Source organism: Pseudomonas sp. LAMO17WK12:I10, assembly GCF_900215185.1.
GTDB lineage: Bacteria > Pseudomonadota > Gammaproteobacteria > Pseudomonadales > Pseudomonadaceae > Aquipseudomonas > Aquipseudomonas chlororaphis.
Window position 1 is genome coordinate 1 of sequence record NZ_OBDX01000032.1, and the last position, 21,006, is coordinate 21,006.

Annotated in this window: 19 protein-coding genes; 10 read left to right on the forward strand and 9 right to left on the reverse strand. The window is 64.7% G+C overall.

Going from position 1 to position 21,006, the window contains the following annotated elements; all coding sequences use genetic code 11:
• The 7 genes from CRO75_RS26725 to pilG all read right to left on the reverse strand — a co-directional run.
• The coding region (locus CRO75_RS26725) for a helix-turn-helix domain-containing protein (protein ID WP_143504076.1) at positions 1-201 on the reverse strand (201 nt) is incomplete at its 3' end.
• A gap of 313 nt (positions 202-514) precedes the next feature.
• Positions 515-970 (reverse strand): chemotaxis protein CheW, encoded by a 456-nt coding sequence (locus CRO75_RS26730; RefSeq protein WP_009046013.1) that lies wholly within the window; start codon positions 968-970, stop codon positions 515-517.
• Positions 963-6,917, reverse strand: coding sequence for an Hpt domain-containing protein (locus CRO75_RS26735; RefSeq protein ID WP_097139305.1), 5,955 nt, complete (start codon positions 6,915-6,917; stop codon positions 963-965). The genes CRO75_RS26730 and CRO75_RS26735 overlap by 8 nt, the downstream gene beginning before the upstream one ends.
• Positions 6,918-6,947: 30 nt before the next feature.
• Complete coding sequence (locus CRO75_RS26740; protein WP_239990645.1) at positions 6,948-8,984, reverse strand: methyl-accepting chemotaxis protein; 2,037 nt, start codon at positions 8,982-8,984, stop codon at positions 6,948-6,950.
• A gap of 124 nt (positions 8,985-9,108) precedes the next feature.
• Positions 9,109-9,648 (reverse strand): chemotaxis protein CheW, encoded by a 540-nt coding sequence (locus tag CRO75_RS26745; RefSeq protein ID WP_062824341.1) that lies wholly within the window; start codon positions 9,646-9,648, stop codon positions 9,109-9,111.
• An 11-nt stretch (positions 9,649-9,659) separates the two neighbouring features.
• Positions 9,660-10,025 (reverse strand): twitching motility response regulator PilH, encoded by a 366-nt coding sequence (pilH, locus tag CRO75_RS26750; RefSeq protein ID WP_097139373.1) that lies wholly within the window; start codon positions 10,023-10,025, stop codon positions 9,660-9,662.
• A 43-nt stretch (positions 10,026-10,068) separates the two neighbouring features.
• The gene (gene pilG / locus CRO75_RS26755) at positions 10,069-10,476 is read right to left on the reverse strand and encodes a twitching motility response regulator PilG (RefSeq protein WP_007929962.1); all 408 of its coding nucleotides are present in this window, start codon (positions 10,474-10,476) and stop codon (positions 10,069-10,071) included.
• 236 nt (positions 10,477-10,712) lie between these two features.
• Between pilG and gshB the strand changes: the two genes are divergently transcribed.
• The 7 genes from gshB (at position 10,713) to CRO75_RS26790 (ending at position 16,847) form a co-directional block, all read left to right on the forward strand.
• Positions 10,713-11,669, forward strand: a complete 957-nt coding sequence (gshB, locus tag CRO75_RS26760; protein ID WP_053262978.1) for a glutathione synthase — start codon at positions 10,713-10,715, stop codon at positions 11,667-11,669.
• Positions 11,670-11,789: 120 nt separating this feature from the next.
• Entirely contained in the window at positions 11,790-12,689 is a 900-nt protein-coding gene (locus CRO75_RS26765) for an energy transducer TonB (protein WP_062824340.1), read from the forward strand.
• A 224-nt stretch (positions 12,690-12,913) separates the two neighbouring features.
• Positions 12,914-13,483 carry a YqgE/AlgH family protein gene (locus CRO75_RS26770; RefSeq protein WP_097139307.1) on the forward strand — a complete coding sequence of 190 codons (570 nt, stop codon included), beginning with the start codon at positions 12,914-12,916 and terminating at the stop codon, positions 13,481-13,483.
• The gene (gene ruvX / locus CRO75_RS26775; protein WP_009046019.1) at positions 13,483-13,920 is read left to right on the forward strand and encodes a Holliday junction resolvase RuvX; all 438 of its coding nucleotides are present in this window, start codon (positions 13,483-13,485) and stop codon (positions 13,918-13,920) included. Before CRO75_RS26770 ends, ruvX begins: the two co-directional genes overlap by 1 nt.
• A gap of 121 nt (positions 13,921-14,041) precedes the next feature.
• On the forward strand, positions 14,042-14,548 hold the full coding sequence (pyrR, locus tag CRO75_RS26780; RefSeq protein ID WP_007929976.1) for a bifunctional pyr operon transcriptional regulator/uracil phosphoribosyltransferase PyrR: 507 nt from the start codon (positions 14,042-14,044) through the stop codon (positions 14,546-14,548).
• 26 nt (positions 14,549-14,574) lie between these two features.
• Positions 14,575-15,579: an aspartate carbamoyltransferase catalytic subunit gene (locus CRO75_RS26785; RefSeq protein WP_007929978.1), complete on the forward strand. Its 1,005-nt coding sequence runs from the start codon at positions 14,575-14,577 to the stop codon at positions 15,577-15,579.
• Entirely contained in the window at positions 15,576-16,847 is a 1,272-nt protein-coding gene (locus CRO75_RS26790) for a dihydroorotase (RefSeq protein ID WP_097139308.1), read from the forward strand. Before CRO75_RS26785 ends, CRO75_RS26790 begins: the two co-directional genes overlap by 4 nt.
• A 128-nt stretch (positions 16,848-16,975) precedes the next feature.
• Here the strand turns inward: CRO75_RS26790 and CRO75_RS26795 are convergent, their stop codons facing one another.
• Positions 16,976-17,395: a TM2 domain-containing protein gene (locus CRO75_RS26795; protein ID WP_085532999.1), complete on the reverse strand. Its 420-nt coding sequence runs from the start codon at positions 17,393-17,395 to the stop codon at positions 16,976-16,978.
• A 250-nt stretch (positions 17,396-17,645) separates the two neighbouring features.
• On the opposite strand from CRO75_RS26795, the gene CRO75_RS26800 reads away from it, so the two are divergent.
• Complete coding sequence (locus tag CRO75_RS26800; protein WP_097139310.1) at positions 17,646-18,278, forward strand: C40 family peptidase; 633 nt, start codon at positions 17,646-17,648, stop codon at positions 18,276-18,278.
• A 76-nt stretch (positions 18,279-18,354) separates the two neighbouring features.
• Here the strand turns inward: CRO75_RS26800 and CRO75_RS26805 are convergent, their stop codons facing one another.
• Positions 18,355-19,389 carry a type IV pilus twitching motility protein PilT gene (locus CRO75_RS26805; protein ID WP_097139312.1) on the reverse strand — a complete coding sequence of 345 codons (1,035 nt, stop codon included), beginning with the start codon at positions 19,387-19,389 and terminating at the stop codon, positions 18,355-18,357.
• Between the two features lie 57 nt (positions 19,390-19,446).
• Here CRO75_RS26805 and CRO75_RS26810 point away from each other — a divergent pair, with 57 nt between their 5' ends.
• Together CRO75_RS26810 and proC are read left to right on the forward strand one after the other, a co-directional pair.
• Positions 19,447-20,145, forward strand: coding sequence for a YggS family pyridoxal phosphate-dependent enzyme (locus CRO75_RS26810; RefSeq protein WP_097139314.1), 699 nt, complete (start codon positions 19,447-19,449; stop codon positions 20,143-20,145).
• Positions 20,146-20,179: 34 nt separating this feature from the next.
• Positions 20,180-20,998: a pyrroline-5-carboxylate reductase gene (gene proC / locus CRO75_RS26815; RefSeq protein WP_097139316.1), complete on the forward strand. Its 819-nt coding sequence runs from the start codon at positions 20,180-20,182 to the stop codon at positions 20,996-20,998.
• Positions 20,999-21,006: the final 8 nt, after the last annotated feature.

Below are 21,006 nucleotides of genomic sequence, written 5' to 3' on the forward strand. Positions count from 1 at the left end.
ATGTGCCTGAGCATGCCGACTGCGACTGCGCTCATCCAAGCCCTGCACACCCTCTGCGTTGTAACGGGCTACCCATTTGTAGCCCGTTTTTCGACTGATGCTGTGTGCCGCACACAGTTCGCGGAAGTTAAAGCGTCTCGACAGATAGTCGGCAATGAACATCACTTTAAGGTCCATAGGGTTCAGCTCTCGCCACGGCATGGTCAGCTCCTCGGAATCGACCCTGCCAGTTAAAAACTGTTACCTATGTGCTTGAACTTTTCTGTTACCTATGTGGGTGAGTCATACCCAAGCGTTTTTTGGTTACTTTTTTTGGCGTTTGAAAAAAAGTGACCCGCCGTAAGGGCGGAACCGCCAGCAGCCGTGACCGCAGAAACGGATATGTACCCCGTCCAACATCCCCAGCGAGGCCAGCGCCGCCATCGCGGGCAATCGAACGTCAACCGGCCGCTCCTCCAGATCAGTGGCGCCCCATCAGTCCCAAAAAGGGACCGATCAAGCCGCTCGACAGGGCCTAGGACAACCCCGCCTTCACCAGCATCTCCTCCAACCCCAACAGATCCGGAATCTTCGCCACCTGCTCCCCCACCTGCACCGCGGCTTTCTCCAGCCGGCACAACGGCACATCGACATAGCTCAGCTGGCTATCGAGCCGGCAGGAGCGCGGGATGCCCTGGATCACCAGGGCGATGAACTTCAGACGCTCGCGACCGCCCAGGGTATTGAGCACGACGATGCGCGCGCGCTCGCCGATGGCCAGGGGCTGGCCGCAGGCGGCCTCGAAGCTGATCAGCGGCAGCTGGCGGTCGCGCCAGGCAACAGAGCGCAGGTACCAGGGTGGCGCGTCGCTGGCCGGTTCGCCGCGTTGATAGTCGATCAATTCGGCCACCGCGACGTTGGGCAGGATCAGGGTGCGGTCGGCCAGGGGCAGCAGCAGCCCGGTGAGGAAGCTGGCGCGATAGTCATGCATGGGGTCTGCTCCACTGGGCGATGCTCTCCAGCAGCACCGACTCCTGGTAAGGCTTGCCGAGGTAGTCGTTGACGCCGATGGCCATGGCCCGGTCGCGGTGTTTCTGCCCGGTGCGCGAGGTGATCATGATGATCGGCAGCTGGTGCAGGCGCGGGTCGGCGCGCACCTGCATCGCCACCTCGAAGCCGTCCATGCGCGGCATTTCGATGTCCAGCAGCATCAAGTCCGGGGTGTGCTCCTGCAACAGCGCCATGGCGTCGACTCCGTCCTTGGCGGTCAACACGTTCATGCCGTGGCGTTCCAGCAGGCGGCTGGTGACCTTGCGCACCGTCACCGAATCGTCGACCACCAGCACCAGCCTCGGCCGCAGCGGTTCGACCTCGGCAATCACTTCGTCGCCAGCCGCCATGCGCGGCACCGGCAAGCGCGTTTGCAGGGCGCGGATATGCGCCAGCAGATCGAGGATCAGCACCACCCGGCCATCGCCGAGGATGGTCGCGCCGGACAGCCCCTGCACCGCCGCGAACTGCGGCCCCAGGCTCTTGACCACGATCTCCCGGGTGCCGGCCATGGCGTCCACCTGCACGGCGATCCGGTGTTCGTTGTAATGCACCAGCAGCACTGGCAGCGGCAGGCTCTGCCCCAGCAGTTTCGGCCGGGCCACGGTGTGCAGCAGCTCGCCGAGGTAGCACAACTCATAACGCTGGCCGGCGTATACGTAATGGGGCGGGTCGAGCTGGTAATGGCTTTCCAGTTCGTTGGGCAGCACCCGCACGATGCCTTCGATGGTGTTCAACGGGATCGCGTACTGCTCCTCCAGGCACTGCACCATCAGCGCGCGGTTGACCGACAGGGTGAACGGCAGGCGGATGCGGAAATGCACGCCCTGCCCCGGGATCGAGTCGATGGTCATCGAGCCGCCGAGCTGGCGCACCTCTTCATGGACCACGTCCATGCCCACCCCGCGCCCGGAAATCTGGGTGATTTTCTCCGCTGTGGAAAACCCCGGCTGCATGATGAACTGCAGCACGTCGCGGTCGCTGATCTCGGCATTGGGGGCGAGCAGGCCACGCTTGATCGCCTTGCGCCGCACCGCCTCCAGCGGCACCCCGGCGCCGTCGTCGCGCATGTCGAAAACGATATCGCCGCCTTCGTGGGACAGGTCCAGGGTGATCCGCCCCTGCTCCGGCTTGCCCGAGGCGCGCCGCACCTCGGCGGACTCCAGGCCATGGTCGACGGCGTTGCGCAGCATGTGCTCCAAGGGCGCGACCATGCGCTCCAGCACATTGCGATCCATCTCGCCCTCGGCGTTGCCGACGCTGAACGAGACATCCTTGCCCAACTCCTCCGCCACCTGGCGGACGATGCGCTTGAGGCGCGGCACCAGGCGCTCGAACGGCACCATGCGCGTGCGCATCAGGCCTTCCTGCAATTCGGTATTGACCCGCCCTTGCTGCTGTAACAGGTTTTCCGCGTCCTGGTTGCGCCGGTCCAGGGTTTCCTTGAGGTCGAGCAGGTCGGACGCCGACTCGAACAAGGCCCGCGACAGTTGCTGCAACTGCGAATGGCGGTCCATCTCCAGCGGGTCGAATTCCTCGTAGCCCAGGCGCTCGGCCTCGACCTGCTGGCGGCTGAGAATCCGCCCCTGGGTTTCGGTGTCCAGGCGACGCAACTGGTCGCGGATACGCTCGATGGTGGTTTCCATTTCGCTCAGGGCCACCCGCGCATCGTTGACCTGTTGCTCGATGCGCCCGCGGAAGATCGAGGTTTCCCCGGCCAGGTTGACCAGGTCGTCCAGCAGCTCGGCCGAGACCTTGACCATATCCCCGGCCACCGCCGCTTCCGCCGGTACCGCTGGCGGTTCGGGCTTGCTCGGTGGGCTAAGGTCGGGCAGCAGCAGAGGCGGGGCTTCGGCCTGGGCCGGATGGGTGAAGCCGCGAATCGCCTCGATCAGGCTGTCGGCCGGCTTGATCGGTTGTTCGGCACGGGCGGCGTCGAGCATCTGCGCCAGCCGGTCCTGGCTTTTCTGCAACAGGCCGAACAGCGCCGGGGTCGGTTGCAGCAGGCCCGCGGACAGGCCTTCATAGAGAAACTCCAGTTCATGGGCCAGGTCGCCGATCGGCACGATCTCCACCATGCGCGCACCGCCCTTGAGGGTGTGCAGGTCACGCAGCAGGGTTTCCACTTCCTGGCGGCTGGCCGGCTCGGCCTGCCAGCGCGTCAGCGCCGCCCCCGAACTGTCGAGGATGTCGAAACCTTCTTCGAGGAAAATCTCCAGCAGCTCCGGATCGTGGGCCGCAGAATCGTCGGTCACCGCGGCCTCGGGCACCTCGCTGGTGGCCCCGCTGCGCTGGCGAAAACCGCGAATCGCTTCGATCAGCGCCTTGGGATCGCTCAGCGCTTGCTGTGCCTGCAATTGCTGCAACAGCAGCGCCAGTTGCGCATGGCTGCGTTGCAGCAGGTCGGCCAGGGCCTCGCCATGCTGGTAACGGCGATCCACCAGGCCTTCGTAGAGATTTTCCAGTTCCTGGGCCAGGTCGCCCACCGGCCCGACTTCAGCCATGCGCGCACCGCCCTTGAGGGTGTGCAGGTCGCGTTGCAGGGAAGACAGCGGTGCAACGTTGTCCGGGTCGGCCAGCCAGCGCTGCAAGGCCTGGCCGGCGCTTTCGAGAATATCCATCGCCTCTTCGAGGAAGATCGCCACGATCTCGTCATCCGGCTCCTCCACCTCGATCTGCGCCTCCTGCTCCATCTCGGCGGTGGCACTGGCCAAGTCGGTGATGCTCAGGGTGCGGCTGCCGTCGCTGCGGATCAGGCCCATGGCCGCAGGGTCGAGGCTTTCCTCGAGCAGTTCGCGCAAGGCCCGGACCATGGCCGGTTGCGGGCTGATTTCCTGGCCGGCGGCCAGTTCGTCGAGCATGTTGATCAGGGCTTCGTGGGCGTTTTCCGCCTCATGGAAAAACCGTTCGCCCACCGCCAGGCTGCTTTCTTCCACGGCGCCGTACAGGTCCAGTAGCGCTTCGCACAGCTCGTCCATCGGCTGCAGGTCCGCCAGGTGCGCGCCTTCGCCAAGGGTGGTCAACTCGTCCAGCAGGGCGCTGAGTTCCTGCCGCTCGCCGGGGTGCTGTTGCCAGCGGCGCAGCAGGTTTTCGGCATCCAGCAGGATGTCCATGCCCTGGGCCAGGAAGCTGCTGATCAACTGCGCATCGCGCTTGACCCGCAGCCCGGTATTGGGCGCGTTGAGCAGGGTTTCCAGGCGCTCGGCGGTCAGCGCCTTGACCCGTTCGATCAGGTCGGCGGCGCCTTCGATGGGCGCCAGCGGATCGCTGCCCAGCTGTTGCAGGCTGTGGCGAAACAGACCTTCGGCCTCCAGCAGCAGTTCGACCTCGTCCAGGTCCAGGGCCATCAGGTGCGCGCGGTATTCCCGGGCCAGCAGGTCGAGCGGCGCCGCCAGCTCGGCGATCGGTAGTACACCGGCCATGTAGGCGCTGCCCTTGAGGGTGTGCAAGGCGCGTTGCAATTCGTCGCTGGCCTGCAGCGGCAGGTGCTCGGCAGCCTGATCGAGAAAGCGCTTGATGCTCTCCAGATGGGTTTCGGCCTCGTTGCGGAAGATCTCCAGCAACTGCGGGTCGAGCTCGTCTGCCAAGCCGTCTGGCCACACTACGTCGCCCTTGGCCAGGGCATGCGCCCGGGCAGCCAGGCGGTCGACATCGTCGCGCTGGCGCTGGGCCTGGGCGGCGAACTCGGCGACCAGCTCCGGCAGCAGCTGCAATACCTCTTCAAGCAGTTGCCGCATCTGCGGCCCCGGCTCCACGCTGTGTTCCAGGGCCCGGTTGAGCAGGTTCTCCACGGCCCAGGCCAACTCGCCCAGCACCAGCGCACGAACCATCCGCCCGCTGCCCTTGAGGGTGTGGAAGGCCCGGCGGATTTCGCCCAGCGCCGCCTTGCCATGGGGCTCGGCGGCCCAGCGCGGCAGGTACTCGCGCAGCACGTCGAGCACTTCGTCGGTCTCTTCGAGGAAGACTTCACGCAGCTCATCGTCCACCGGCGCTTCATCGCCCGGCGGCGGCAACAGGCTGCCCGGCGTGTCCAGCGCTGGCGGGTTGAGCGCCGAGACCGGGCTGGCCAGCACATCGGCCAGGGACTGCACCACTTCGGGGTTGTCCAGCTCCTGCAGGTCCTGCATCACCAGGGCTTCGTTGGGGCTGAGCACATCGCTGAGCAGCGGCACCTGTTCGTTCGGCAGCCACTCGTCCGGCGCCCGCTTTTGCGGCACATAGCCCAGCGCGGCCAGGCCCTGCTCCGCCACGTCGAGAATCTTTTCCCCCGGCGCCAGGGGATCGTCGCTCAGGCGCTCCAGGTAATACTCGATGCTGGTGATCACGTCGGCCAGATTGTCCAGTTGCTGCCAGCCGGGCTGGCGCGGGTCCAGCAGCAGGTGTTCGCGCACAAAGCCGATGCAGGCTTGCAGCAGGCCCGCCGCACGGCCCAGGGGAATCATCGCCAGGGCGCCGCGCACCTGGGTCAGCAGCTCCGGCAGGGCCTGCAAGTGTTCGCGGTCCCAACCGGCGTCGATGTAGTCGACGATCAGGTCCTTGGCCTGTTGCAGGCAGATCCGCGCCTCCTTGATCACCAGTTGGTGGATCTGGGTCAGGTCGGTGGTCGGCAGGCGGCTTTCTTCGCGGCTCTCGGGTTCGGCCGGGCCGACCATGCCGGCCAGGGTCGCCTCGACATACAGCAGGGCCCCGGCCACATCCATCAGCACCGCGTCATTCGGTTCGCGCTGGCCCTGGGCCAGGCTCAGCACCACCGCCAGCTGGTCGATGATGACCTTGCGCGGCTGGCCGAAACCCAGCACCGCCAGGGTGTCGGCGATCTGTCGCAGGGGCGCCAGCAGGCTGTCCAGGTCCGACGCGTGCTGGCGGTCGCTGCGCACGAACAGGTCCAGGCGCTCCTTGACCCGCACCAATTCCTCGCACAAAGCCGACAGCACCGAGCGCATGGCGTCGCGGTCGGGACCGGCCATGCGCGCCCGCTCCTGGTCGACCAGCGCATTGTCGGGCAAAGCGTCATCGAGTCCGTAGGTGTCTTTCATGGTCTGCATCTGCGCGGTGGGATAGCGGGCCTTGGCGATGTAAAACAGCAGGCTTTTCAGCAGTTCGTCGGGGGCCGCCTGGTTGATCCCGGCGATGCCTTGTTCATAGAGACGCTTGAGTTCGCGGTCGGCATCCTTGAGCAGGCTGCGCACCGCCGGGCTGTTGGCGATCGCCCCGCTGCCCATGCCTTCCACCAGGGCCAGGGCGATCTGCCACAAGGGCCCCAGCGGGGCGTTCTGGCACAACACCTGGAGGCGTTCGAAAACCTTGGCCATATAGCCCAGGCTGTTTTTCACATCCTGTTCGCGCAGCAGGTCGACCAGCGCGGTTTGCAACATGTGCCGCAACTTGCGCAGCAGGATGGTCAGGTCGGGGGGCGCCAGGCGGTTCAGTGTCGCCTGGTCCAGCGCCGGCAGGTCCGGCAGCTGCGGGCTGAACAGGCTGGTTTCGCTCAGCAGGCCTTCGCCCCGGGCGCTGCGCAGGTCGTTGAGCAACGGCAATACCACCAACGGCAGGTCGCGGCGCGCGCTTTGCACCCGGTCGAGGTACTGCGGCAACTGGCTGATGGCTTGGCGCAGCAGATAAATCGCCTCGTCCCGCTGAGCCACGCGGTACTCGCGCAGGGCCAGGGTCAGGGCTTCCATTTCTTCGGCGAGCAGCGCCGCCCCATAGAACTCGACCATCTGCAGGCTGCCGTGGACCTGATGGATGCAGTCCAGGCACTGTTCGAGCGCTTCCACCGCCTGCGGCTCGTCGACCAGATGATCGAGCGCCTGGTGGGCCTGCTTCAGCGTTTCGGCAATTTCGCCCTTGACCCATTCCAGGGCCACATAGTCGTGCCGATCACCCATTACCATTCCCATCAAAGTCGTGCTCCGGCCTCAGCGGTTGTCCCGCGGCGTCTGCTCGCGACCGGCCGGCAAGGTGAAACCGGACACCGAGCGCCGCAGCTGGCTGGCCATTTTCGCCAGGTTGCCGATGCTCTCGGCCGTCGCGGTCGAGCCGGACGAAGTCTGTGAAGTAATCTGCTGGATCACGTTCATGGTCAAGGATATCTGTCCGGCCGACGACGTCTGCTGCTGGGCGGCGTTGGAGATGCTCTGGATCAGCGCCGCCAGGGTCTTGGAGACGCCTTCGATTTCTTCCAGGGCCACGCCGGCATCCTGCGCCAGCCGGGCGCCGCGCACCACTTCCGAAGTGGTCTGCTCCATGGAGATCACCGCCTCGTTGGTGTCGGTCTGGATCGCCCGCACCAGGGTCTCGATCTGCCGGGTCGCCGCCGAAGAACGTTCCGCCAGGCGCTGCACCTCATCGGCCACCACCGCGAACCCACGCCCGGCATCCCCGGCCATGGAAGCCTGGATCGCCGCGTTGAGGGCGAGGATATTGGTCTGGTCGGCAATGTCATCGATCAGGCTGACAATGTCGCCAATTTCCTGGGACGACTCGCCCAGGCGCTTGATGCGCTTGGCGGTGTCCTGGATCTGCTCGCGAATGTTGTCCATGCCGTGGATGGTGTTGTGCACCACCTCGTTGCCCTTGTTGGCGATCTCCACCGAACGCTCGGCCACCGCCGAGGACTCGGCGGCGTTGGCCGACACCTGATCGATCGACTGGGCCATTTCGTTGATCGCGGTGGAGGCCTCGGAAATCTGCTGGGCCTGATGCTCCGAGGCTTCGGCCAGTTGCATTGCGGTGGCCTGGGTTTCCTGCACCGCGCCGGCGACCTGGCCGGCGGTGAGGTTGATGGTCGCCACCAGGTCGCGCAGTTGGTCCACGGAATAGTTGATCGAGTCGGCGATGGTACCGGTGAAGTCCTCGGTCACCGAGGCGGTCACGGTGAGGTCGCCGTCGGCCAGGTCTTCGATCTCGTCCAGCAAACGCATGATCGCGTTCTGGTTGCGCTCGTTCTTCTCCGCGGTCTCGTGCAGCTGGCGGTTGGTTTCGCGGACCATCACCAGGCCAATGAGGATGATCGAGGCCAGCGCCGCCAGGCCCAGGACATAACCGCCGATGGTGTCCAGCGAACGGCCGCCGGCCAGGTTCTCGAAGCCGGTAGCCAGGTGCGAGGCCTCGTCGAGCAGGGTCTGCGACAGGCTGAAGATATTGCTCGCCGACTCGCGGACCTGGAACAGCTCGGGGGAGGTTTCGAGGATTTCGTCCACCGAGCCGGAGACGAACTGGAACAGCTCGCTGATCTCGGTCAGGCGCGCCCGTGCATCGCGGTCCTCGACCTGGCTGATCTTCAGGGTCGGGTTGCCCTGGAGCATGCCACTCAGCACCTGGCCGAAGCGCGCCGCGTCACGGCCGAAGGCGTCGGCGGCCTGCACCGCGTTTTCGTCGCCGGCCAGCACGGTATTCACCGCGCCGAGAATCCGTTCGGCGAGCAGCGACTGGCGTTGCGCCATGGCCACCTGGGCGGCCGGAGCGCCGCGTTGCAGGAGGATCTCCACGACCTTTTCATACTCGACCTGCAACTGCGGCACGGTTTCCGCCAGGGTCGCGGCCACCTGATGCAGGGACAATACGGTCTGTTCGCTGGCCAGGATCGCGTCGGCGTTGTGCAGCAGCTTGTCCCAGTCCTGCTGCACCGCGCGCATTTCCTGACGCACCGCCACCGGCGCGGCGGGCAGCCCGGTGGCCGGGTCGCCTTTTTTCAAGTAGCCCCAGCGCTGGGCGAAGTCGTTGCGCGCATCGCCCAGCAGCTTGAAGGCCGCGGCCTTGCCCGCCGCGGCTTCCGTGGCGTTCTTGGCAATGCGCTGGGACAGCACCCGCAACTCGCCGGCGTGGCCGATGTACTGCTTGTCGTACGTGGCCTGGGTGTTGAGGTAAGCGAAGTTGGCGAACAGCAGCATGATGAACACGATCAGGGCGATGAACAGCACGATGATCTGCGAGCGGCTGCGCGATCCTTCCATTGGCTTGCCTGGGTTGGCTTTTAGCATCTGCACACCTGAATTCCGGTTGTTCTGTTGCCCGCGCCATGGACGGCGCGGTCCTGCAGGTTCATCGCGCAATATTTATCGCGAGCAAGCCTCGCGCCTACAGCGCCACATCCAGGAACCCCGGCGACTGCGCCAGGGCGAAGGGACTGAATACCCACCAGACCGGCTCACACGGGAAATACCCCCGCAGGTACGGCGTGATGGCGCCCTGTTCGCTAGCGTTGGCCGCGGTTTCCAGGCTGCTCTGCTCGAAGTGCTGCATGCCGGCCACCTCGTCCACCATCAAGCCGGCGAACACCTCTTTGTGCTCGACCACCAGCACCCGCCGCTGCTTGCGCAGGGCCGACAGCTCATGGCCGAAGAACCCGCACAGGTCCATGATCGGCAGCAGCCGTCCGCGCAGGTTGGCCACGCCTTTCACCCAGGGCTTGACCCCGGGCAGCAGGGTGTAACGGGGCTCGTGCAGGACTTCGCTGACTTCGCCCATCGGCGCCACATACCAATGCTCGCCGATGCGAAAGCCGATACCGCTCCAGCCGTGCTGGCGGGTTTCCTGGGAAGGCAGGTCGGCTGCCAGCAGGCGGCAGCGCTGGTCGATCTCGAGCAGCAGTTCGAAGGCGGTTTGCGACTCGGCCATGGCGCGGGCGGTCAGCCGGCCAGGACGCTGTTCAGGGTCTTGATCAGGGTGTCTTCGTCGACCGGCTTGGTCAGGTAATCCTTGGCGCCCTGGCGAGTGCCCCAGACCTTGTCGGTTTCCTGATCCTTGGTGGTGATGATGATCACCGGGATATGGCTGGTTTCCACGTCCTTGGTCAACTGACGGGTTGCCTGGAAACCATTGAGGCCGGGCATGACGATGTCCATCAGGACCGCGTCGGGCTTTTCCTGGCGCGCCAGGGCCACGCCGTCGGCGCCGTTTTCGGCCTTCAGGACTTCATGGCCGTGCTTTTCCAGCATGCCGGTCAGTTTGTACATTTCAGTCGGCGAGTCATCGACGATCAGAATACGAGCCATGGTCTTCCCCATACGAATAGGCGTGCGGCCCGCTGGCCGAACCTCAATGTGCTTGTTCTACTGCGGCGAACCCCGGCACATGGGCCTTGATCGCGCTCAGCAGCTCTTCCTTGCTGAAAGGCTTGGTCAAAAACTGGTCAGAGCCGACGATGCGGCCCTTGGCCTTGTCGAACAGACCGTCCTTGGAGGACAGCATAATCACCGGCGTGGACTTGAACGCGCTGTTGTTCTTGATCAACGCGCAGGTCTGATAGCCATCGAGCCGCGGCATCATGATGTCGACGAAGATGATGCCCGGGTGGTTGTCGGCGATTTTGGCCAGGGCCTCGAAACCGTCGACCGCGGTGATGACTTCACAGCCCACATTCTTCAGCAGCGTTTCGGCCGTGCGGCGAATCGTCTTCGAATCATCGATCACCATCACCTTGAGGGCGCTGGATTGCTGTTCCATATCTGCTCTACCATCGCCACAGCGAATCGATTTTCTGCCCGTACTGGTGGCCAATGCCCCAAGCCCTTGATGTTCAAGGCCTGAGCACGGCATGCGAGCCTTTTTAGCATACTCTCCCCATGCAATCTATCGGCCGACCGGCGCGGTGGTTTTTCCTTGACCGGGAACCGCCCGAGCGCCACTCTGACGCCACTTTTTCAAGCCATTGCGCCCACTAATTTTCGAGGAAACCGCCCATGAGCGTTCGCGTCGGGATTGTCATGGACCCTATCGCCAGCATCTCCTATAAGAAGGACAGCTCGCTGGCCATGCTGCTGGCCGCCCAGGAGCGCGGCTGGACCCTGTTCTATATGGAACAGCGCGACCTGTACCAGGCGACCGGTGGCGTGGCCCGGGCGCGGATGCGCCCGCTGAAGGTGTTCGCCGACCCGCACAAGTGGTTCGAACTGGAAGCCGAGACCGACAGCGCCCTGAGCGAGCTGGACGTGATCCTGATGCGCAAGGACCCACCGTTCGACATGGAGTTCGTCTACTCCACCTACCTGCTGGAGCAGGCCGAGCGCGACGGCGTGCTGGTGGTCAACAAGCCGCAGAGCCTGCGTGACTGCAATGAAAAGCTGTTCGCCACCCTGTTCCCGCAGTGCACGCCGCCGACCATCGTCAGCCGTCGTCCGGACGTGTTGCGCGAATTCGCCGACCATCACGGCGACGTGATTCTCAAGCCGCTGGACGGCATGGGCGGCTCGTCGATCTTCCGCCATACCGCCGGCCACCCGAACCTCTCGGTGATCCTCGAAACCCTGACCCAGCACGGCAAGCAGCAGATCATGATCCAGGAGTACCTGCCGGCCATCGTCGATGGCGACAAACGCATCCTGATGATCGACGGCGAACCTGTGGATTACTGCCTGGCACGGATTCCCGCCCAGGGTGAAACCCGTGGCAACCTCGCCGCCGGTGGCCGTGGCGAAGCCCGGCCGCTGACCGAGAAAGATCGCTGGATCGCCGCACAGGTCGGCCCGACCCTGCGCGAGAAAGGCCTGCTGTTCGTGGGGCTCGACGTGATCGGCGAGCACTTGACCGAAATCAACGTCACCAGCCCGACCTGCATCCGCGAGATCGACAACGCCTTTGGCACCAACATCGGCGCAATGCTGATGGATGCCATCGATCAGAAGCTCAAGGCTCGTTGATCCAGAACTGCCAAGCACAAACCAACATTGCGTTATCATGCGCCGCCTGTGAAACGCGCGATGTTGGTCTTGTGAAGTTTTTTGTGATGTTGAACCGCTGATGACTGTTGTGAACCGCTAATGGCTCTCCCTTCCGATCTGCCCCCCGAGCTGGCCCACAGCGGCGTGCGCCCGGCCGATCGCCTGGGGTTTACCCTGTTCCTGGCTGCCCTGCTGCATATCGCGCTGATTCTCGGCCTGGGCTTCTCCTTCGCCGAACCCAAGCAGATCAGCAAGACCCTGGAAATCACCCTGGCCACCTTCAAGAGCGAGACCAAGCCGAAGAAGGCCGATTTTCTCGCCCAGGAAAACCAGCAAGGCAGCGGCACCCTGGACAAGAAGGCGATCCCGAAGACCACCGAAGTGGCGCCGTTCCAGGAAAACAAAGTAAACAAGGTCACCCCGCCGCCTCCGGCCAAGACCGAAGTCAAGCAAGCCGCGCCCAAGGCCGCGGTCGCCACCACCGCGCCGAAGCCGAAAAAGACCGTCACCCAGCGTGAAGAGGTCAAGACCGAGGCCAAACCCAAGGTTCCCGTGCCGACGTTCGACAGCGAGCAGCTGTCCAGCGACATCGCCAGCCTGGAGGCCGAACTCGCCCAGGAGCAGCAGCTGTACGCCAAGCGCCCACGCATCCACCGCCTGAGCGCGGCCTCGACCATGCGCGACAAGGGCGCCTGGTACAAGGACGAGTGGCGCAAGAAGGTCGAGCGCATCGGCAACCTCAACTACCCGGAAGAAGCCCGGCGCAAGCAGATCTACGGCAACCTGCGGCTGATGGTCTCGATCAACCGCGACGGTTCTCTGTACGAGGTGCTGGTGCTGGAGTCCTCCGGCCAGCCGCTGCTGGACCAGGCGGCCCAGCGCATCGTGCGCCTGGCGGCGCCGTTCGCGCCCTTTACCGGCGACCTGTCGGATATCGACCGCCTGGAGATCATCCGCACCTGGAAGTTCGCCCGCGGCGACCGGCTGTCCAGCAACTGATTCCCTGCCTCTTGTAGCCGCTGCCGAGCCTGCGAGACTGCGTACGGGCGCGTAGCGGCCGCAAAAAATGTCCATGCGGTGTGCCAGGCAAAACGCGCGGGCAGATTTGCGCCTGCTGCGCAGTCGTACGCAGCCTCGCAGGCTCGACAGCGGCTACAGGATTCATGGGGAATGAGAGCATCCCCAGCTTGTCAGTTCGCCCCTCCACCGCCACACTAGCGCTCATGAAAAACGTCAGCCCCAGCTACCTCAAGCATCACTTCCTGATCGCCATGCCGCACATGGCCGACCCGAACTTTGCGCACACCTTGACCTACATCGTCGAGCACAATGCCAATGGCGCCATGGGGTTGGTGGTCAACCGTCCGCAGGACCTGAACCTCGCCGATATCCTCGAGCAATTGCGCCCCGAGATCGACCCGCCAGCGCTCTGCCAGCATGTACCGATCTTCATCGGCGGCCCGGTGCAGACCGATCGCGGTTTTGTCCTGCACCCCAACGGCCCGACCTTCCAGGCCACGGTCGAGCTTGATGGCCTGTCGCTGTCGACGTCCCAGGACGTGCTGTTCGCCATCGCCGATGGCGTCGGTCCGGCCAAAAGCCTGATCGCCCTCGGTTATGCCGGCTGGGAAGCCGGGCAGCTGGAAGCCGAGCTGGCGGACAACGCCTGGCTGACCTGCCCGTTCGACGCCGACATCCTGTTCAACACCAGCAGCGAACTGCGCCTGGAGGCGGCGGCCAAGCACCTGGGCATCAACCTCGCCCTGCTGACCAGCCAGGCGGGCCACGCCTGATGGCCCTGCGACTGATCCTCGGGTTCGACTACGGCACCAAGCAGATCGGTGTGGCGGTTGGCCAGGCCATCACCGGCCAGGCCCGCGAGCTGTGCACCCTGAAGGCGCAGAACGGCGTGCCGGATTGGAACCAGGTCGAAGCCCTGATCAAGGAATGGAAGCCGGATGCGGTGGTGGTCGGCCTGCCATTGAACATGGACGGCACCCCGAGCGAGATGTGCGTGCGCGCCGAGAAGTTCGCCCGGCGCCTCAATGGCCGCTACAACCTGCCCTTCTATACCCATGACGAACGCCTGACCACCTTCGAGGCCAAGGGCGAACGCCTAGCCCGGGGCGGCCAGAAAGGCAGTTACCGCGACAACCCGGTCGACGCCATCGCCGCCGCCCTGCTGCTGCAAGGCTGGCTCGACGAAAACGCAGCGCTGTTGAACAACTGAAACGCCGAATCCTGAAGATGCGTGGTCAACCCCCGGCCACGCGCCTCCTGGCCACAACACCAGCCGTAAGACCCTGCGCCTTGCTGCATGCAACCAGGCGCGGGCCCACGAAGGAGCAATCATGAGCCTGCCCAATCCCGCCGAACTGATCAGCCAGATGGCCGTGCGTCTCACCGCCCACCTGGAACAACGCGCCATCAGCGAGCCCCGCTATATCGGCATCCGTACCGGCGGCGTCTGGGTCGCCCAGGCCCTGCTCGCCGAATTGGGCAGCGACGCGCCGCTGGGCACCCTGGATGTGTCCTTCTACCGCGACGACTTCAGCCAGAACGGCCTGCATCCGCAAGTGCGCCCTTCCGAACTGCCGTTCGAGATCGAGGGCCAGCACCTGATCCTGATCGACGACGTGCTGATGAGCGGCCGCACCATTCGCGCCGCCCTCAACGAGCTGTTCGACTATGGCCGCCCGGCCAGCGTGACCCTGGTCTGCCTGCTGGACCTGGATGCCGCCGAGCTGCCGATTCGTCCGAATGTGGTCGGCGCCACCCTGTCGCTGGCCGCCCACGAGCGGGTAAAATTGTCCGGTCCTGCGCCGCTTCAACTCGAGCTTCAAGACCTCGCCCTTTAATTCGCCCCTCTAAAGAGTCCATTGCGATGACGCCTCTAGACGCCAAGCGCCCGCTGCAGCTCAACGATCAGGGCCAGCTGCGCCACTTCCTCTCGCTCGACGGTCTGCGTCGCGAGCTGCTGACGGAAATCCTCGACACCGCCGACTCCTTCCTCGAAGTCGGCGCCCGGGCGGTGAAGAAAGTCCCTTTGCTGCGCGGCAAGACCGTGTGCAACGTGTTCTTCGAAAATTCCACCCGCACCCGCACCACCTTCGAACTGGCGGCCCAGCGCCTGTCGGCGGACGTGATCACGCTCAACGTGTCCACCTCCTCGGCCAGCAAGGGTGAAACCCTGCTCGATACCCTGCGCAACCTCGAAGCCATGGCCGCCGACATGTTCGTCGTGCGCCACGGCGACTCCGGCGCCGCGCACTTCATTGCCGAGCATGTGTGCCCGCAGGTGGCGATCATCAACGGCGGCGACGGCCGCCACGCCCACCCGACCCAGGGCATGCTCGACATGCTCACCATCCGCCGGCACAAGGGCGGCTTCGAAAACCTCTCGGTGGCCATCGTCGGCGACATCCTGCACTCGCGGGTGGCGCGCTCGAACATGCTGGCCCTGAAAACCCTGGGGTGCCCGGACATCCGCGTGATCGCGCCCAAGACCCTGCTGCCGATCGGCATCGAGCAATACGGGGTGAAGGTCTACACCGACATGGCCGAAGGCCTGAAGGACGTCGACGTGGTGATCATGCTGCGTCTGCAGCGCGAGCGCATGCAGGGCGGCCTGCTGCCGAGCGAGGGCGAGTTCTACCGCCTGTTCGGCCTGACCACCGCGCGCCTGGCCGGCGCCAAGCCGGACGCCATCGTCATGCACCCGGGCCCGATCAACCGCGGTGTGGAGATCGAATCGGCGGTGGCCGACGGTCCGCATTCGGTGATCCTCAATCAGGTGACCTACGGCATCGCGGTACGCATGGCCGTACTGTCCATGGCCATGAGCGGGCAGACCGCCCAGCGACAATTCGAGCAGGAGAACGCCCAGTGAAGCTCAGCATTCTCGGCGCCCGTGTCATCGATCCAAGCAGCGGCCTGGATCAAGTCAGCGATATCCATCTGGAAGCCGGCAAGATCGTCGCCATCGGCGCCGCGACCGCCGGTTTCAACGCGGCTGAAAGCCTCGACGCCAAAGGCCTGGTGGCCGCGCCCGGGCTGGTGGACCTGAACGTCTCCCTGCGCGAGCCGGGCTACAGCCGCAAAGGCACCATCGCCAGCGAAACCCGAGCCGCCGCGGCCGGTGGCGTCACCAGCCTGTGCTGCCCGCCGCGCACCAAGCCGGTGCTGGACACCTCGGCGGTGGCCGAGCTGATCCTCGATCGCGCCCGCGAAGCCGGCAATACCAAGGTGTTCCCGATCGGCGCCCTGAGCAAAGGCCTGGACGGCGAACAGCTGGCCGAGCTGATCGCCCTGCGCGACGCCGGTTGCGTGGCCTTCGGCAACGGCCTGGAGGGCTTTCGCAGCACCCGCACCCTGTGCCGGGCGCTGGAATACGCGGCGACCTTCGACCTGACGGTGATTTTCCACTCTCAGGACCGCGACCTGGCCGAAGGCGGCCTGGCCCACGAAGGTGCCACCGCCAGCTTCCTCGGCCTGCCGGGCATTCCGGAAACCGCGGAAACCGTGGCCCTGGCCCGTGACCTGCTGCTGGTGGAGCAAAGCGGCGTACGCGCCCACTTCAGCCAGCTGACCAGCGCCCGGGGCGTGGCCCTGATCGCCCAGGCCCAGGCCCGTGGCCTGCCGGTGACCGCCGACGTGGCGCTGTACCAGCTGATCCTCACCGACGACGCGCTGATCGACTTCTCCAGCCTCTATCACGTCCAGCCGCCGCTGCGCTCGCGCGCCGACCGCGAAGGCCTGCGCGAGGCCGTGAAGTCCGGGGTGGTCCAGGCCATCTCCAGCCATCACCAGCCCCACGAACGCGACGCCAAGCTGGCGCCTTTCGGCGCCACCGAGCCGGGCATCAGCAGCGTCGAGCTGCTGCTGCCGCTGGCCATGACCCTGGTGGAAGACGGCCTGCTCGACCTGCCGACCCTGCTGGCACGCCTGAGCAGCGGCCCGGCCGACGCCCTGCGCCTGCCGGCCGGCAAGCTGGCGGTAGGCGCTCCGGCGGACCTGGTGTTGTTCGACCCGAGCACGTCCACCGTGGCCGGCGAACACTGGTTGTCGAAAGGCGAGAACTGCCCGTTCCTCGGCCATAGCCTGCCGGGCGTGGTGCGTTACACCCTGGTGGATGGACGGATCAGCCACAAGGGCTGAGTCAATGTAGCCGCTGCCGCAGGCTGCGATCGGCCTGGGCGGCATTCCGTACGAAGCGGACGCGCGCTTGAGGCTGCGGAAAGGTCGTTCCGACCTTATCGCAGCCTTCGGCAGCGGCTACACACCCATCAACGCCGCTGCGCGTTACGCAACGACACCTGGTCGTTCAACGTCCAGAAGTCATACAAGACCCCCAGAAAGAACACCCCGCCAGTCAGCAGGTACAGCAGGCCGCTGATCCATTTGCCCTGATACATGCGGTGCACGCCGAAGATCCCGAGAAAGGTCAGGAGGATCCAGGCGACGCTGTATTCGATGGGTCCCGGGGTAAAACGCAGGTCGGCCTCGCGGTCCATGGCCGGGATCAGGAACAGGTCGATCAGCCAGCCGATGCCCAGCAAGCCCAGGGTGAAAAACCAGAGGGTTCCGGTAACCGGCTTGCCGTAATAGAAGCGGTGAGAGCCGGTAAAACCGAAAATCCACAACAGGTAACCGATCACCTTGCTGTGGGTGTCATGGGTCGAACCGTCCGGGCGATAGGTGTTCATTGAGTACCTCGTTCCACGCAATAGATAAATTTTCTTTAATTCTTTGTGACTTTTTTACAGGCAGCCGACGTGTGGCAAATGTTAAGGTCGCTGCCGTGAAACCCTTGTACTGCCTGACTTCTGTCGGACAATTGCGTCAATTTGCCGCCTCTTCAGCGAATTTGACCTCCAGGTTGAATCGACCAACGGCCTGAGAAGTGACAAAAAAGCTGTTATAAAGTTGCGCGCTAACCCATATGAGCCTTGCCTAATGCGTCCATTTTTCAAGACATGGCTAACCATTTGCCTATTGATGCCACTGGCTGCCCACGCCACCAATCGTGAGCAACGTCTTCCCAACGTGAACGGCTTCACTCCAAAAGCCCACGTCACCCAAATCAGCAAGAACAGCTCCAAGAACAAGCTGTCGGTCAAACGCCCGACTCACCTGAGCAGCGTCAGCAGCAAGCCGGTACCGCAGATGGCGGCCAAGCAGAGCAGCACCGTGCTCAGCCGTGCCGTCAACGTACTGGGTACCCCTTACCGTTGGGGCGGCAGCAGCCCAAGTAAAGGCTTCGACTGCAGCGGCCTGGTGAAATACGCCTTCAATGACGTCGCCGCCGTCGATCTGCCGCGCACCTCGAACGCCATGGCCAGCGGTCACGGGCAGAAAGTCGAGCGCAAGGACCTCAAGCCTGGCGACCTGCTGTTCTTCAACATCAAGAGCCGTCGGGTCAACCACGTCGCCATCTACCTGGGCAACGATCGCTTCATCCACGCGCCGCGCCGCGGCAAGTCGGTGACCATCGATACCCTGAAGAAGCCGTACTGGGACAAGAACTACGTAGTGGCCAAGCGGGTCCTGCCAAAAGAGCAGAACACCCTGCGCATCGTTCAGCGCTGATCGCCCTCCCTGATCGCGAGCCATCGAGCCACCATGCTCGATGGCTCGCGCTTGCATTTACCGCTCCGATACCTCTTCAAATGTTGTCCGGCGCCCGCGCCTTTTCCCGGGCGTGCTCCCGGCTGACCAGCCCCGCATCCACCAGCGCCTTCAGGCTTATGTCCAGGGTCTGCATCCCCAGTGCTCCGCCGGTCTGGATCGCCGAGTACATCTGCGCCACCTTGTCCTCGCGGATCAGGTTACGGATCGCCGCGCTGCCCAGCATGATCTCGTGAGCCGCTACCCGGCCTCCGCCGATACGCTTCACCAGCGTCTGGGAAATCACCGCCTGCAGCGACTCCGAGAGCATGGAGCGGACCATCGCCTTCTCCTCGGCCGGGAACACGTCCACCACCCGGTCCACGGTTTTCGCCGCCGACGTGGTGTGCAGGGTGCCGAACACCAGATGCCCGGTCTCCGCGGCGGTCAGCGCCAGGCGAATGGTTTCCAGATCGCGCATTTCCCCTACCAGAATCACATCCGGGTCTTCGCGCAGGGCCGAGCGCAGGGCCGTGGAGAAGCTGCGAGTGTCGCGATGCACCTCGCGCTGGTTGATCAGGCACTTTTTCGATTCGTGGATGAACTCGATGGGATCCTCGATGGTGAGGATGTGCTGGTGCCGGTGCTGATTCAGGTGATCGATCATCGCCGCCAGGGTGGTCGACTTGCCCGAACCGGTCGGCCCGGTCACCAGCACCAGGCCGCGGGGCACTTCGCTGATCCGCCGAAAGACCTCGCCCATGCCCAGCTCGTCCATGCCCGGCACCTTGTCCGCAATACTGCGAAAGACCGCGCCGGCGCCGCGCTGATGGTTGAAGGCATTGACCCGAAAGCGCGCCAGGCCCGGCACCGCGAAGGAAAAGTCGATCTCCAGCGCGGCCTTGAACTCGGCCCGTTGCGGATCAGTCATGCTGGCCAGGATCAGCTCGTGCACCTGTTGCGCCTCCAGCACCGGCAGATTGATCCGGCGAATATCGCCGTCGATGCGAATCATCGGCGGCAAACCGGCCGAGAGGTGCAGGTCCGAAGCGCCCTGTTTGACGCTGAAGGCCAGCAACTCAGTGATATCCATAGCGTTCCCCAATTCCAGTAGAATGCCGCGAACCCAAGACCCGCTGGCGTACATCGAATGTCCACGATAGCAGACAACATCGCCCTGGTTAGCGCACGGATCCGTGCCGCGGCGCAGACCTCGCAACGTGACGAAAGCAGCATCCATCTGCTGGCCGTGAGCAAGACCAAGCCCGCCGCGGCGCTGCGTGAAGCCTACGCGGCCGGCCTGCGCGACTTCGGCGAGAACTACCTGCAAGAAGCCCTGGGCAAACAGGCGGAACTTGGCGACCTGCCCTTGAGTTGGCACTTCATCGGCCCCATTCAGTCGAACAAGACGCGAGCTATCGCCGAGAACTTCGCCTGGGTGCATTCCGTGGATCGCTTGAAAATCGCTCAACGCCTGTCCGAGCAACGCCCGGCCGACTTGCCGCCGCTGAACATCTGCATTCAGGTCAATGTCAGTGGCGAGGCCAGCAAATCTGGCTGCACACCGGCCGACCTGCCGGCCCTGGCCAGCGCCATCAGCGCCTTGCCGCGCCTGAAACTGCGCGGCCTGATGGCGATTCCCGAGCCGACTGAAGATCGTGCCGCCCAGGATGCTGCCTTCGCGGCCGTGCGCAGCCTGAACGAAAACCTGCGCGACAGCCTGGACCTGCCAACCGACACACTTTCCATGGGCATGAGCCACGACCTCGAAGCGGCCATTGCCCAAGGCGCCACCTGGGTACGTATCGGTACCGCTTTGTTTGGCGCACGCGATTATGGCCAGCCATGACTGTGGCGGCCTCACCTCTGAATAAGGACCTGTCATGAGCAAGACTCGTATCGCCTTTATCGGCGCCGGCAACATGGCTGCCAGCTTGATCGGCGGCCTGCGCGCCAAGGGCCTGGACGCCAGCCAGATCCGCGCCAGCGACCCGGGCGCCGAAACCCGCGCCAAGGTCCAGGCCGAGCACGGCATTGAACTGTTCGCCGACAACGCCGAGGCCATCGCCGGCGTCGACGTGGTGGTGCTGGCGATCAAGCCACAGGCCATGAAGGCCGTGTGCGAAGCCCTGCGCCCCAGCCTGAAACCGCATCAGTTGATCGTGTCCATCGCCGCCGGCATCACCTGCGCCAGCATGAACAAGTGGCTCGGCGAACAGCCGATCGTGCGCTGCATGCCCAACACCCCGGCCCTGCTGCGCCAGGGCGCCAGCGGCCTGTATGCCACCGCCGCGGTGAGCGCGGCGCAACGCCAGCAGGCCGAAGAACTGCTGTCGGCCGTGGGCATCGTCCTGTGGCTGGAACAGGAACAGCAACTGGACGCGGTGACCGCCGTGTCCGGCAGCGGTCCGGCGTATTTCTTCCTGCTGATCGAAGCCATGACCGCCGCCGGCGAGAAACTCGGCCTGCCACGGGAAACCGCCCGCCAACTGACCCTGCAGACCGCGCTGGGCGCGGCGCACATGGCGGTGTCCAGCGACGTGGACGCGGCCGAACTGCGCCGCCGCGTGACCTCGCCGGCCGGGACCACGGAAGCCGCGATCAAGTCGTTCCAGGCCAGTGGCTTCGAAGCCCTGGTGGAAAAAGCATTGGGTGCCGCCGCGCACCGCTCGGCCGAGATGGCCGAACAACTGGGCCAATAAGGAGCCAA

Coding starts and splice junctions, on each gene's coding strand:
- CRO75_RS26730 (WP_009046013.1), bottom strand. CDS start 970: ATGCATGACTATCGCGCCAGCTTCCTCACCGGGCTGCTGCTGCCCCTG.
- CRO75_RS26735 (WP_097139305.1), bottom strand. CDS start 6,917: ATGGGTGATCGGCACGACTATGTGGCCCTGGAATGGGTCAAGGGCGAA.
- CRO75_RS26740 (WP_239990645.1), bottom strand. CDS start 8,984: ATGGAAGGATCGCGCAGCCGCTCGCAGATCATCGTGCTGTTCATCGCC.
- CRO75_RS26745 (WP_062824341.1), bottom strand. CDS start 9,648: ATGGCCGAGTCGCAAACCGCCTTCGAACTGCTGCTCGAGATCGACCAG.
- pilH (WP_097139373.1), bottom strand. CDS start 10,025: ATGGCTCGTATTCTGATCGTCGATGACTCGCCGACTGAAATGTACAAA.
- pilG (WP_007929962.1), bottom strand. CDS start 10,476: ATGGAACAGCAATCCAGCGCCCTCAAGGTGATGGTGATCGATGATTCG.
- gshB (WP_053262978.1), top strand. CDS start 10,713: ATGAGCGTTCGCGTCGGGATTGTCATGGACCCTATCGCCAGCATCTCC.
- CRO75_RS26765 (WP_062824340.1), top strand. CDS start 11,790: ATGGCTCTCCCTTCCGATCTGCCCCCCGAGCTGGCCCACAGCGGCGTG.
- CRO75_RS26770 (WP_097139307.1), top strand. CDS start 12,914: ATGAAAAACGTCAGCCCCAGCTACCTCAAGCATCACTTCCTGATCGCC.
- ruvX (WP_009046019.1), top strand. CDS start 13,483: ATGGCCCTGCGACTGATCCTCGGGTTCGACTACGGCACCAAGCAGATC.
- pyrR (WP_007929976.1), top strand. CDS start 14,042: ATGAGCCTGCCCAATCCCGCCGAACTGATCAGCCAGATGGCCGTGCGT.
- CRO75_RS26785 (WP_007929978.1), top strand. CDS start 14,575: ATGACGCCTCTAGACGCCAAGCGCCCGCTGCAGCTCAACGATCAGGGC.
- CRO75_RS26795 (WP_085532999.1), bottom strand. CDS start 17,395: ATGAACACCTATCGCCCGGACGGTTCGACCCATGACACCCACAGCAAG.
- CRO75_RS26800 (WP_097139310.1), top strand. CDS start 17,646: ATGCGTCCATTTTTCAAGACATGGCTAACCATTTGCCTATTGATGCCA.
- CRO75_RS26805 (WP_097139312.1), bottom strand. CDS start 19,389: ATGGATATCACTGAGTTGCTGGCCTTCAGCGTCAAACAGGGCGCTTCG.
- CRO75_RS26810 (WP_097139314.1), top strand. CDS start 19,447: ATGTCCACGATAGCAGACAACATCGCCCTGGTTAGCGCACGGATCCGT.
- proC (WP_097139316.1), top strand. CDS start 20,180: ATGAGCAAGACTCGTATCGCCTTTATCGGCGCCGGCAACATGGCTGCC.